This window comes from Streptomyces sp. 8L (assembly GCF_020176795.1).
Classification (GTDB): Bacteria; Actinomycetota; Actinomycetes; order Streptomycetales; family Streptomycetaceae; genus Streptomyces.
Window position 1 is genome coordinate 1 of record NZ_JAIUKE010000376.1, and the last position, 12,708, is coordinate 12,708.

Annotated in this window: 7 protein-coding genes and 1 pseudogene; 3 read left to right on the forward strand and 5 right to left on the reverse strand. The window is 74.6% G+C overall.

All coding sequences use genetic code 11. The features are described 5' to 3' along the window. Positions 1–184: 184 nt before the first annotated feature. The 3 genes from LCE31_RS27355 to LCE31_RS27365 all read right to left on the reverse strand — a co-directional run bounded on the left by LCE31_RS27355 (position 185) and on the right by LCE31_RS27365 (position 5,190). A complete protein-coding gene (locus tag LCE31_RS27355) occupies positions 185–2,128 on the reverse strand; it encodes a peptidoglycan recognition protein family protein (protein WP_225018802.1) in 1,944 nt (647 codons plus the stop codon). 408 nt (positions 2,129–2,536) lie between these two features. Then, a complete protein-coding gene (locus LCE31_RS27360) occupies positions 2,537–3,634 on the reverse strand; it encodes an ROK family protein (RefSeq protein ID WP_225018804.1) in 1,098 nt (365 codons plus the stop codon). Beyond that, positions 3,631–5,190, reverse strand: coding sequence for an APC family permease (locus LCE31_RS27365; RefSeq protein ID WP_225018805.1), 1,560 nt, complete (start codon positions 5,188–5,190; stop codon positions 3,631–3,633). Before LCE31_RS27365 ends, LCE31_RS27360 begins: the two co-directional genes overlap by 4 nt. Before the next feature lie 258 nt (positions 5,191–5,448). Here LCE31_RS27365 and LCE31_RS27370 point away from each other — a divergent pair. The 3 genes and pseudogenes from LCE31_RS27370 to aroA all read left to right on the forward strand — a co-directional run. Next, a pseudogene (locus tag LCE31_RS27370) lies at positions 5,449–5,729 on the forward strand (MarR family transcriptional regulator); the annotation flags it as partial. A 198-nt stretch (positions 5,730–5,927) separates the two neighbouring features. Next, positions 5,928–6,767: an ROK family protein gene (locus LCE31_RS27375; RefSeq protein WP_374118571.1), complete on the forward strand. Its 840-nt coding sequence runs from the start codon at positions 5,928–5,930 to the stop codon at positions 6,765–6,767. A gap of 1,081 nt (positions 6,768–7,848) precedes the next feature. After that, the gene (gene aroA, locus LCE31_RS27380) at positions 7,849–10,842 is read left to right on the forward strand and encodes a 3-phosphoshikimate 1-carboxyvinyltransferase (protein WP_225018807.1); all 2,994 of its coding nucleotides are present in this window, start codon (positions 7,849–7,851) and stop codon (positions 10,840–10,842) included. Between the two features lie 194 nt (positions 10,843–11,036). Here the strand turns inward: aroA and LCE31_RS27385 are convergent, their stop codons facing one another. After that, the gene (locus tag LCE31_RS27385; RefSeq protein ID WP_225018809.1) at positions 11,037–11,837 is read right to left on the reverse strand and encodes a glycoside hydrolase family 75 protein; all 801 of its coding nucleotides are present in this window, start codon (positions 11,835–11,837) and stop codon (positions 11,037–11,039) included. Between the two features lie 114 nt (positions 11,838–11,951). Further along, the gene (locus LCE31_RS27390) at positions 11,952–12,425 is read right to left on the reverse strand and encodes an NUDIX domain-containing protein (RefSeq protein WP_225018811.1); all 474 of its coding nucleotides are present in this window, start codon (positions 12,423–12,425) and stop codon (positions 11,952–11,954) included. Between the last annotated feature and the right edge of the window lie 283 nt (positions 12,426–12,708).

The window sequence follows — 12,708 nt, forward strand, 5'->3', positions numbered from 1 at the left end:
GGGGGATTTACGGGGGCCCCCTGGGTGTGTGGGGGGGGGGGTGGTTGTCGTTGCGGCCTGGGGTTTGTGTTGGGGGGTTGGTGGTGCCGTTCGCCTCCCCCCCCGACCCGGCGGAGCGCGGGGGCTCCGCCACCACCGGCCCCGCGCTTCCCGCCCCTGGCGGGGCTTCCGGCGTCCGCCCTGCTCACTCGCTGGGCGAAGACGTCGCTCCCGCCATGTCGACGAGCGCTTCGCGGTGGCCGAACTGGATCGTGGAGAACTTCCGCTTGCCGGTGACCAGCGTGCCGCTCGACGCGAAGTAGTCGTCCGTGCCGGCCGGGGGCTGCGCGGCCACGTAGCCCTGCCCCCGCGGAATCGCGTACTTGCCGAGCGGGTTCATCGCGGACGGCGTGAGGCCGGACGGGTACTCCGACGCGTCCGGGTAGGCCGCGCCGTACACCGGCAGGCCCGTGGAACCCGCGCTCTTCGGCCGGAGGATGCGCGCGCCGGGCGCCGGAGTGGTGTTCTCGCCGCCGGAGTTGGGAATCCAGCCCTCCCGGCCCGCGTACCAGATCCCGGTCCAGCCGCCGCTGGTGCCCGCGACGACGTACTGCTGGCCCGCGGAGACCGTGCCGCCCCAGTCCGCGATGCCCGTGGTGCCGTCGCCGCCCGCGCCGGTGTACGGGTCCGCGACGATCGGCGCGCTCGGGTCGGGCGCGGTGTGGACGTAGAGGAAGTTCGACGGCGCGCGCCGGTCGGCGCATGCCTTGGTGGCACCCGTCGGGTCGTCGGCCGGGCAGATCCTCACGGTCTGGACGTTGTTCTCGAAGGAGGGTGTGATCGTCACGGCGGTGCCGACCGCGCCGACGCCGTGGGCGGTGGGTGCGGGGGCGCCGAGCAGTGCCATGAACCGGTTCCAGTCCCAGTACGGTCCCGGGTCCCAGTGCATGTCCGCGACAGTGCCGTCGGAGGGTGCGGGGACGTTGTCGTGGCCGATGATGTGCTCGCGGTCCAGCGGGATGCCGTACTTGTCCGCGAGGTACGTCACCAGGTCCGCCGTCTCCTGGTACTGCGCCTGCGTGTACCAGGTGGCGCCCTGGGCGGCGAAGCCCTCGTGCTCGATACCGATCGAGTGCATGTTGTACCAGTAGTTGCCCGCGTGGAAGGCGAGGTCCTTCGTCGGCACCATCTGGGTGACGGACCCGTCGGACGACTTCATGACGTAGTGCGCCGCCGCGTTGTTGCCCGCCGCCTGGAACATCTTCACGGCGGCGTCGTACGACGTCTCGGTGTCGTGGATGACGATGTACTTGACGGACATGCCGTCGTCCGGCCGGTTCGCGACCTGGCCGTTGGACGGCGCGGCGGCGACGAACCGGCAGCTCACGGTGGCCGGGCACTCGGTCGCCCGCTGTGCGGTGCCGTCCGTCGCGGGAGCCTTGGGGTACGCCTTGACGAGCTGCGGGGTGACGGGCCGGAGCGACGGCTGCCCGGCGAGGGTGACGCGCCGGCCCCGGTCCACGGTGCGGCTCGCGCCGGTGCGCAGTGTGCCGTACACCCGGTCCGCGAAAGCGCCCGCGGTCCTGCGGTCGGACGCCTGGCTGTAGCGGGCGACGGCGCCGTACCACTGGGCGGGGTCCGCCGGGGTGCCGCCCGTGAGGGTCTTCTCGTACGAGGCGAGAAGGGCGGCGCCGCCGCGGATGTTCGTACGGGCGTCGGTCCGCAGTGCCGTGGCCGGGGCACCGGTCAGGCGGGCCGCGCTGTCCAGTGTGTGCAGTGCCGGGTCCTTGGTGAACGTCCCGAGGTCGCCGCGGCCCGCGGCGCCCGCGCCGCCCGCCCGGGCCATCGCCGCGGTCACGTCGGTGAGGTTCATCGGGCCGTAACCGCCGCCGGTGTTGAACTGGCCGGGGTGCGCGTCCCACTGCGACTCCTCGTACGCCAGGGCGAGCAGGACGGAGTCGGGGACGTGGAACTCCGCCGCCGCGGCCGTGAAATCGGCCTGCCGCGAGCCCGTGGGGCCCGCGCCTACGGGGGCGGGCGCGGCGGTCGCGGGCGCGGCGGTCGCGGGAAGGAGCGTGAGACAGCCCGCCGCCAGTACGCCACTGGCGAGGGCCGCGAGGAGCGGCTGTCTTTTCCTGCGCTGGTGCATTCGGTGGCCTCTCGTACGCATACGGGGACGGGGCACGGCAGTTGAGGCACCGCAGGACACGAGGTCCCGGCCCCGACCGCCCACCGCTCGGCACCCTACGACGGGGGGCGCTCGCGGACGGCCGCCGCGCGCCGCCCCGCTGTCCGAGGCCACACGGACAGCAGAGGGAGCCCCACCGGACGGCGGAAGGCGGACAGCACGCGGCGGGCAGGTGACTAAGGACTAAGAACCGCGGACGTGCGGACCGCGGACGTACGGACCGCAGACGCGCGGACCGCAGACGCACAGACGCGCGGACCGCGGAAGACGGCTCCGGGGCTCGGCAGCGCCGGGCGCGCGGTCGGGTCCGGCCACCCGCGCCCGCGCCACCAGCCCCACCCGCGCCGCCGCCACCGGTCCGACGTGCCGTCAGGCCGCCTCGCTCCGGGCCGGTGCCAGCGCCAGCGCCCCCACCAGCGCCGCGTCGGTCGCGAACCGCGCCGTGACCAGGGCGGGCGGGTACGGTACGGCCTCGGTGAGGCGACGCGTCAGCGCGGGCAGGATGCGGCCGGACACGGCGGTCATGCCGCCGCCCACCGCGACCACGGCCGGGTCGAGGGTGGTCGCCATGTTGGCGACCTGGACGGCCAGCGTGTCCAGTGCCTCGTCCACCAGGGCGCGGGCCCGCCCGTCGGTGGCCGCGAACAGGCCGGACGCGGTCCAGGCGCCGCCGAGCAGATCCTCGGCGCGGCGGGCCAGGCCGAGGCCGGAGAAGCACTCCTCCAGCGGTGGGGGGGCCCGCCCCCCCCCCCCCCGGGGGGGGCGGGGGGGGGGCGCCGCCGCGCGGCCCCCCCCCCCCCCCGCGGCGCCCCCCCCCCGCCCCCCCCCCCCCCCCCCCCCCCCCCCCCCCCCCCCCGCCCCCCCCCCCCCCCCCCCCCCCCCCCCCCCCCCCCCCCCCCCCCCCCCCCCCCCGGCCAGGGCGGCGCGTTCGCGCAGCAGGTAGCCGATCTCGCCCGCCGCGCCGTGCGCGCCCCGCAGGACCCGGCCGCCCACGACGAGGGCGGCGGCGAGGCCCGTACCGAGGTTGAGGTAGAGGCCCGGGTCGGCCCCGCGCAGCGCGCCCCAGCGCGCTTCGGCCAAACCCGCGGCCTTCACGTCGTTGTCCACGCGCACCGGGGCCGGTCCGAGGGCCGCCGCCACTCGGTCCCTGAGCGCGAGATCGGCCAGGCCAGGAATGTTCGGCGCGTAGGCGACATGGTCGTCGTGGACGACGCCCGGCGCCGCGACGCCGACGCCGAGCAGCCGTCCCGGGGTGGCGTCGCGCAGGCGGGCCGCCGCGCGCAGGGCCCGGTCGAGGGCCTGGTCCGCGCCGTCCCGCGCGCGGGTGTCGAGGCGGGCCGTTTGCAGGATGCCGCCGCCGGGTCCCGCGGTGGCGAGCGCGATCTTCGTACCGCCGATGTCGATGCCGAGGACGAACTCCGGACCGCCGGCCGCCGTCGCCTGCGCGCCCGTCGTGCCGTCCGTCACGCCCGCTCCCGTTCGCCCGCTCCCCCGGCCGCGGGGCCCGTGCCCCTCCCGACCGCGGAGCCCGCGCCTCCCTCGCCCGGGTCCTCGTCGGGGTCCTCGGGCATGTTCAGGAAGTTCTCGTTGATCTCCTTCGGGCCGAACGGCCAGGTCCGTTCGAACTTCGCCCACACGAGGAAGGCGATGCCGCCGAGCACCACCCAGGCCAGCGATCCCTCGATCGGGTGCAGCCCCGGGTTGTTCTTGTCCGCGAACACGTACACCGTCAGCCAGCCCACCAGCGCCACGACGCTCGGCAGCGGGTACAGCCACATCCGGTACGGGCGGCGCAGGCCCGGCTGACGCCTGCGCAGCACGGTGACGGCGGCGATCTGCGCGAAGGCCTGCACGATGACCATCGTCGTGGTGAGGAAGGTGATCAGGACGGTCAGCGGCGGATGGGCCGCCGAGTCGCCGAGGTGCCGGCTGACCAGGAAGGCCGCCGCCGTGATCACGCCCATGGTGACCAGGCCGAGCACCGGGAAGCGGTGCTTGGGGTGCAGCGTGCCGAACTGCCGGAAGAACACCTTGTCGCGCGCCGCGTCGTAGGGCACCCGGGAGCCGCCGAGCAGCCCCGCGAAGACGGAGGCGAAGGCGGTGATGAGGATCAGCACGGTGATCACGTCCGCCGTGGTCCTGCCCCATGCCTTCTCCAGCACCACCGCGGCGACCGACCGGGAGGCCGGGTTGTTCGGGTCGATCATGTCGTGCCAGTTCACGACGCCGAGCGTGCCGATCTGCATCAGCAGGTAGATGCACATGATGCCGACGATGGCGTAGATGATGGAGCGGGGCAGGACCCGTCCGGGCTTCTTGATCTCCGCGCCCATGTACGACGTGGTGTTGTAGCCGAGGTAGTCGTAGATCCCGATGGTCAGCCCACTGGCGAAGCCCAGCCAGAACTTGCCGGAGCCGAGGTCGAAGGCGTGCGCCGGGTAGGTGAAGGCGTCGGAGGCGCTGAAGTGGGTGAACGAGGCGATGATCACACAGGCCACGCTGATGATCATGATCACCCAGAGCACCGTCGTGAGCCGCCCGACGGAGTCGATGCGCCGCCACAGCAGCAGCACCACGGCGACGCACATCGCGAGCCCGATCAGATCGCCCTGGCCCGAGGACATGGACGGCCAGAGGTAGGCCAGGTACTGGACGAACCCGGCCACGCCGGTCGACATGATGAGCGGGATGAACAGCATGGCCGTCCAGGTGAACAGGAAGGGCATCAGCCGCCCTGTCCGGTACTGGAAGGCCTCCCGCAGATAGATGTACGAGCCTCCCGCGCCCGGCATGGACGCCCCGAGTTCGGCCCAGATGAGGCCGTCCGCCAGGGCGAGGACCGCGCCGGCGACCCAGCCGATGACCGCCTGCGGCCCGCCGAAGGCGATGATCATGGCGGGAATGGTGATGAACGGCCCGACGCCGACCATCTGGCTCATGTTGATGGCGCTCGCCTGGAACTGGCCGATGCTGCGGACGAACCCGACGTCGTTCGTCCCGGCCTTCCGGCCGGTGTTGGGCATCCGGCCCACCTCCTCCGTCTGACGGGGCGCGCCGCCGTGGACGGGTGCGGGGCTCCCCCGCGCTCCCGGGCTGCTTGCCCTCGGGGACCGCGTCAAGGAACCATCAGGACGGCGCAACGAACAAGTTAGAATCCTTAACAAAAGAACGTCAACGGCTCGGGAGGAACGATTCTGAACGGCGTGCACGGGCAGGGCGGCGAGGCCGGCCGGGGAGCCGGCGGCCCCGCGGGCGGGGAGCAGGTCTGGAACCGGGGCGTCCTGCGCAGCTACAACGAGCGCGTACTGCTCGACGCGCTGCGCGCCGCGGGGTCCACCTCGCGGGCCGAACTCGCCCGTTCCACCGGCCTGTCCAAACCGACCGTCTCGGCGGCGCTGGCCAGCCTGGAGCGCGCCGGGCTCGTCCGCCCGACGGGCGAGGTCAGCCGGGGCCAGGGCCGGGGCAGGGCCGCCGTGCTCTACGCGGCGGACCCGACCGCGGGCTACGTGATCGGCGTGGACGTGGGCCGCGAGTGGCTGCGCGCCGCGGGGGGCCCCCCCCCCCCCCCGCGGCGCCGCCCCCCCCCCCCCCCCCCACCCCCCCCCCCCCGCCGGGGGCGGGGGGGGCGCGCCCGGCGCGCGGGGCCCGGGGCGGGGGGGGGCGGGGGGCCGGGGGGGGGGGCGGCGCGGGGGCCCCCCCCCCCGCCGGCCGGGGGGCCGCCCCCCGCGACACACCGAACGCCGCCCGTACGGCGGGGGCGATGGTGCGCGAGGCGGCGCGGCTGGCCCGCTCCGTGGCGGCGGAGGCCGGGCTCGCCTGGTCGCAGGTGGTGCACACGGTGGTGGGCAGCCCCGGTGTCACCGACCCCGGCACCCATCGGGTGCGCTACGCGGTCAACCTGCCGGGCTGGGGGCGCAGCGGCCTCTTCGACCGGCTGCACGCGGAGCTCGACACCGGGCTCGATGTGATGAACGACGCCAATCTCGCGGCGCTCGGCGAGTACGCGCTCGGCGCGGGCCAGGGCTCCCGGCTGTTCGCGTACCTGTGGGTGGGCACGGGCCTCGGCGCGGGCGTGGTCGCGGACGGCAGGCTGTTCCGGGGCGGCCACGGCGCGGCGGGCGAGATCGGCTACCTGCCGATGTTCCCGCTGCCGGAGGACTCCGGCCCGGGCGCGGCGGGCACCCCGGCGCGCGGCGGCCCGATGGAGGACGCCGTGTCGGCGGACGCCGTGGTCGCGCTCGCCCGGTCCCTGGGCATGCCGGAGGCCTCGGCCAGGACCGCGAAGGACGTGTTCGCCGCGGCGCGCGCCGGTGACACGACGGCGCTTCGGGTGGTGGAGCGGGAGGGTGCGCGCCTCGCGCACGCCGTGGCGGCGCTCGCCGCCGTGCTCGACCCCGAACTCGTGGTGCTGGGCGGCGGGGTGGGCCGCAACGGTGATCTGCTGCTCGGGCCGCTCCAGGCGTGCCTGGCGGATCTGACGCCGCTGCGCCCGCGGGTGGTGGGGTCGGCCCTGGGCGCCGACGCGGTGCTGCTCGGCGCGGTGGCGCGGGCCGCGGAGGCGGCCAGGGAACAGGTCTTCGACACCCGCAGGGACGCCTGAGGGTCTCTTCCCGCAGGGACGCCTGAGGGTCTCTTCGTAAAGTGAGGCTCTCTTCGTAAAGCAAGTTTCCCAGAAGGTGCCGCCACCGGCGCACAACACCCGCGTGCGCGCGCGGGTGTTGTGCGCCCACCGCGGGGCCCGCCACGGCGCCCACCGGGACGCTGCCCTGTCCGTGTGTGCCCCCGGTGGCGTGCCGCGGCCGGGCCCGGCCGTCCTCGCGTGCCGAATGTCCGCCGGGCGACGGGAGGTTGAACACCTGTCCCGGCACGACGGCACACCCGGCCGCGGGCGGTGTGAGGTTCGGCACGCGCCCGCGCGGCAACCGGCCGCTCTCGACGAGGGGTTCCGGCCGGGCGCTCCCGGCGCGCCCCCGCGTCCGGGCCAGGACCGGCCGCCGGGGAGCCGCGACGAGCCCGTCCCGAAAGTGGCGTCCGCCACACCGAGAAGATCCCCGCAGGTCCGGGAACGGTCACCCCCTGCCACTCGTCTCACTCGTAAGGGGCGAGCTGCATGCATGTACCGAGCATTGATATAAAGCTCATATGACCGAGCACTTCCAGCAGGACCACCGCCGTCGCGGCGTGGCTCCGCGCGGGCTCGTCATCCGGACGCTCCTCCCCGTGCACCCGGCCCCGGGCCGCACGAGCGCACCTCGGCTCCTGCCACGACGGGAGGGCCCCGCAGCGTGGCCTCCACGCCATGACAGCCGTCCGATCTGTTCCGCGCGTCATCGGATGCCGCGATCCGCGCGGAGTGACTGACCCCCGTGGGCGCTCTCCCGGCGCTCGCGCCACTTCGCGATACGGTCGTGCCCGTGCCCGCGTATCTGCTCGCAGGCCGGCCGTCGTTCCCCGCAAGGACCGCACCTCGGTCCGACCGGCGATGTCGCCTGCCCGCCCGCTCCAGCTTTCATAACGTAACCACTGCCGTCTCACGGACGGTTCCATCACCGAGCCACGGCCTCAGCGGCCGGGGTCGTGTCCGTGGTGTCCAGGCGCCTGCGCGCCGCGACGACGGCGCCGTCCCCGCCCCGACGACCGCGGCCCGGTGTGCCCGCCTGGCCAGGGAGTAGCAAGCCCCCATGCACCTTCTCGTCAAAGGGATCAAGCACCAGCTCACCGGTGATGTCCTCGTCCCCAACTCCAAGTACCACGCGCACCGCGCGCTGATCCTCGCCTCGCTCGCCGACGGCGAGAGCCGAGTGCACGGGCTCTCCGACGCCCGGCACGTCGAGTACACCGTGCAGTTGCTGCGCGGGCTCGGCGTGCGGATCACACGCGACGGTGACACCTTCGTCGTGCACGGCCTCGGCGGCCGGTACAAGCCGCGCCGCTCGGCCGTGTCCGCGGGAAGCTCAGGCACCACCCTCTACTTCATGATCGGGCTCGCCTCCCTGTCCGACCGCGACGTCGCGGTGACCGGGCAGAAGTACTTCAGGCGCCGTCCGGTCGGCCCCCTGCTGCGCGCACTCGAACAGATGGGCGTCCAGCTGGAGTCGGCGGACGACTGCCCGCCGATCCAGGTGACAGGACGCAGGCCCACCGGCGGTCACGTACGCATCGCGGGCACGCTCTCGCAGTGGATCTCCGGCCTGATCCTGCTCGCGCCGTTCGCCACCGGTCACACCACCATCGAGGTGGAGGGCGAGCTGAACGAGCGCACGTACCTGGAGCTGACGGTCGCGATGATGCGGCAGTTCGGTCTCCGGGTCACGGTGTCGGAGGACTGGCGCAGGTTCGACATCGAGCCGGACCAGGAGGCCCACCCGGTCGAGCTGACGCTCCCGCCGGACATCGGCTCCGCCGCGTTCGGCGTCGCCGCCGCCGCGCTGCACCCGTCCGACGTGCTGCTGCGCGGGATCACCTCGCTGGAGGGCGGGCCCGCCGACCACCCGGAGTTCCACTTCCTCGACATCGCGCGCGCCATGGGCGTGCCGATGGAGATCGACGAGGCGGCCGGCGGTGTGCGCATCCAGCAGGAGCGCCCCATGCTCAAGGGCGTCGACATCGACTGCCGCGACGTGCCGGACATGCTGCCGATCCTCTCCACGCTCGGCACGTTCGCGTACGGCGAGTCGGTGTTCCGCAACATCGCGCACACCCGGCTCAAGGAGTCCGACAGGGCCGCCGCGATGCTCCAGCTCAACTCCATGGGCGGCGAGCTGGAGCTGACGAGCGACACGCTCCGGGTGCGGGGCGTCGGCGGCCTCGTCGGCGCCAAGCTGTCGTCGTTCAACGACCACCGGGTGCTGATGTCCCTGGCCATCGCGTCGTCGCGGGCGAGCGGGCACTCCACGCTCACCTACCCGAACGCGTACCGCATCTCCTATCCCACCTTCCTGGACGCCATGAACACCCTCGGCGTGCCGATGTCGGTGGAGGAGGGCGCGGGAGCGGTCGGCAAGGCCAAGCCGCGCCGTCTGGAGCGCGAGGTCACCAAGCCCGACCTGGCGGCCGGCGTCACACTGCCCGAGTGGCTCAGCCGGCGCGCCGCCGCCCGCCCGAACGACACCGCCGTGGTGGACGTACGGGCCGACCGCGACGAGATCGTCAGCTGGGGCGAACTGGCCGAGCGGGTGGAGCGCACCGCCTCGATGCTGCTCGGCCTCGGTGTGCAGCCCGGCGAGAACGTGGCCTACCAGCTGCCCAACCGCGTCGAGTTCGTGGTGCTCTCGCTGGCGGCGCTGCGCATCGGCGCGGTGTGCTGCCCGGTCATCCCGTTCTTCCGGGAGCGCGAGGTCGGCTTCGTGCTGCGCCGCTCGAAGGCCCGTGTGCTGGTGGTCGCCGACGAGTACCGCTCGCGGCGCCCCGCCGAGGAGGTGCTCGGGCTGTCCGGCGAGGACCGCGCCGCGCTGGAGCACGTGCTGGTGCTGTCCACCACGGGCGGCTCCGCGACGCTGCCCGACGCGGGTGCGACGGGCCTGTCCGTACGGGACTTCGGCGCCGCGCTCGACGAGACCGCGGTCGACCGCGCCGCGCTCGACGCGATCGTCCCGACGCCCGACATGACGGCGCAGCTGCTGTTCACGTCGGGCACCACGGGCGAGCCGAAGGGCGTCACGCAGCCCACGGCCCATCTGGTGCGCGCGGCCGCCATGGAGGTCAAGCACCTCGGCCTCGGCGCCCGGGACGCGGTCTGGGTGCCCTCGCCCCTCGCCCACCAGACCGGTTTCCTGTACGGCATGGTCCTCGCGATGGTGCTGGGCGTGCCGCAGATCGTGCAGTCCGACTGGGACGCCAAGCGCGCCCTCCAGTCGCTGAACCAGCACGGCGCGACCTTCGTGCAGGCGGCGACACCGTTCCTGGCCGACCTGGTCAAGGCGGTCGAGGAGAGCGGCGAGACCCCCCGCAACCTGCGGATCTTCGTGGCCACGGGCGCCCAGGTACCGCGCGGCCTCGCGGAGCGGGCCGGCCGGCTGCTCGGTGCCGACGTGTGCGGCGCGTTCGGTACGACGGAGACGTGCCTCGGCGCGCTCTCCGCGCCGGGCGACGAGCCGGGCGAGCGCTGGGGCTCCGACGGCCGCGCGCTGGACGGGATCGAACTGCGCATCACGGACGACTCGGGCCTGGTGCTGCCCGCGGGCGAGGAGGGCAACTTCGAGCTGCACTCCCCCACCGTGTTCAGCGGCTACCTGGACCGCCCCGACCTGACGGCCGAGGTGTTCACCGAGGACGGCTGGTACCGCACCGGGGACCTCGCGACGATCGACGAGTCGGGGTTCCTGCGCATCACCGGACGGGTGAAGGACGTCGTCAACCGCGGCGGCGAGAAGATCCCGGTGGCCGAGGTCGAGCAGCTGCTGTTCGGCCACCCCGCCATCGAGGACGTGGCGATCGTGGCCATGCCGGACGAGCGGCTCGGCGAGCGCGCCTGCGCCTTCGTGGTGCTGAAGGACGGTGCGACCCTGGAGTTCGAGGAGATGCGGCGCTACCTGGACGAGCACCAGGTGGCCAAGCAGTACTGGCCGGAGCGGCTCGAGCCGATCGACCTGCTGCCGCGCAACCCCATCGGCAAGGTGCAGAAGTTCGAGCTGCGCGCCAGGGCCCGCGGCCTGCGTCCGCACGGCGTGCTGTAGACAATGCCCTCCGGCGGCCGGAGGGGGCTCCGGGGGGGGGGGGGGGGGGGCCCCCCCCGGGCCCCCCCGGCCCCCCCCCCCGGCCGGGGGGGCCGCCCCCCTTTCCGCGGAATCCGGATACGCGCGCCGCGGTCCCTCAGCGCATGCCGCGGTCTCTCAGTGCATGCCGCGGTCTCTCAACTGTGCCGCGGTCCTCAGCGCGTGCCGGCCACGAACTCCCGTGCCAGCCGGTCGCCCATGCGTACCGCCTCCGCGTGGTTCTCCACCGGCTCCACCTTCGTGTTCCGGAACAGGATGTACGTGACATCCTTCGGTGCGCCCCCGCCCGCCGGGTCCGGAGTGATGCCCAGCGCGTGCGCCGTCGCGTAGGAGGCCTCGCCGATCAGCCCGGCGGGGCCGGTGTCGCCGACGACCGCGTACTGCACCTGGCCGTCGTGCACGACGGCGGCCAGCCCGCCGCCGCGGATGCCCGAGGCGCGGTAGTCCCAGGCGCCCCCCGGGTCGGGCACGACCACGTACGGCAGCTTCTCCGCGTTCAGCGCCTCGCCGTCCGACTGCGGGAACGCCGTCATGTCCTGGAACTCGCCGTCCGTGTCCCCGTTGCAGTGCTCGGTGACGCGGCCGTCGCAGTCGATGTCCAGATCGGCCGTCCAGTACACCGTGCCCTGCGTGCCGCAGACCGGCACGCTGGGCTCGTCGTCCTCCTCGTCCGTCCGGTACAGGCCGTCCGACACCTGGTCGCAGTGCCCGAGCCGGGCCAGCAGCTGCGCCGCGGTGACCGAGCCCTCCTGGAGCAGGGCGCTGGGTGGCCCCGCGGCCCCCGCGGGTGCGTGGGGCGATACGGGCCCCGGGGCGCCGGGCCGGCCCGGCGGCGAGCCGGACGCCCGCGCGGCCAGGCCGGTCGTCGCCGAGGCGGGCGGGGACAGATGGGGGAGTACGGAGGCGACAGCCAGGAACGTTCCGGCCGCGGCGAGGACATGCGTGCGGTAGCGCACGGAGGTGCACCTTTCGTCAGGACGGGGGAGTCGGCTCGCGGCCCCTGCCGTCCCGGCCCCGGGCGAAGGCGGCCCGGGAGGGGCGGGCGGCGACGGCGGCCTGTGGGGACGGGGTCAGCCGGCGTCGGCTATGTGGCGGCCGAGCCGGTCGAGGAAGACCCGCTGCCCCGCCACCAGCCGCTCCCCGGCCTCCGCGAGGGGCACCCAGGCCACGCGGTCGATTTCGGGGAACTCCCGCTGGACCCCCGAACCCCGCGGCCACTCCATCGAGAACGTGCCGAAGACGGCGTCCGCCGGGTCCAGATCGCCCTCCACCGCCCAGGCGACGACCGTTTTGCCGCTCCGCTGCCGGTGTTCGCCGAGCGGGACCCAGGGGCCCTCGGGCGGCGTCAGCCCCAGCTCCTCGCGGAACTCGCGGCGCGCCGCGTCCTCGGGCCGCTCGCCCTCCTCGTACTCGCCCTTGGGCATCGACCAGGCGGCGGCCTCGCGGCGGGCCCAGAAGGGGCCGCCCATATGGCCGATGAGCACCTCCGCACCGGTGTCCGTCATCCGGTGGACCAGTAGCCCCGCACTTCGCTTGCCCGACATGCCGTCAAGTCTGCTGCGGGCCGGGGCGCGCCGCTCGGACTGATGCGCCGTACGGGCGCGGCACGCGGGACATGGGTGCAGGACCCGGCCGGTGGGGGGTTCGGGTGGAGCGCGGCCGGGCCCTGCGGGGGTGGTGGCTGCGGTGGCGGGGTCTCGCCCGCGCCACGGGCGCGTACGTCACCGGTGGTGCGCCCCCAGCCCCCCGGCCGCGGCCGGCGCGGGGTACCGGGGAGGGGGCGCCGGTGGGAGGGACGGTGGGGGGGCCCCGGGGGGCGGGGGCGGG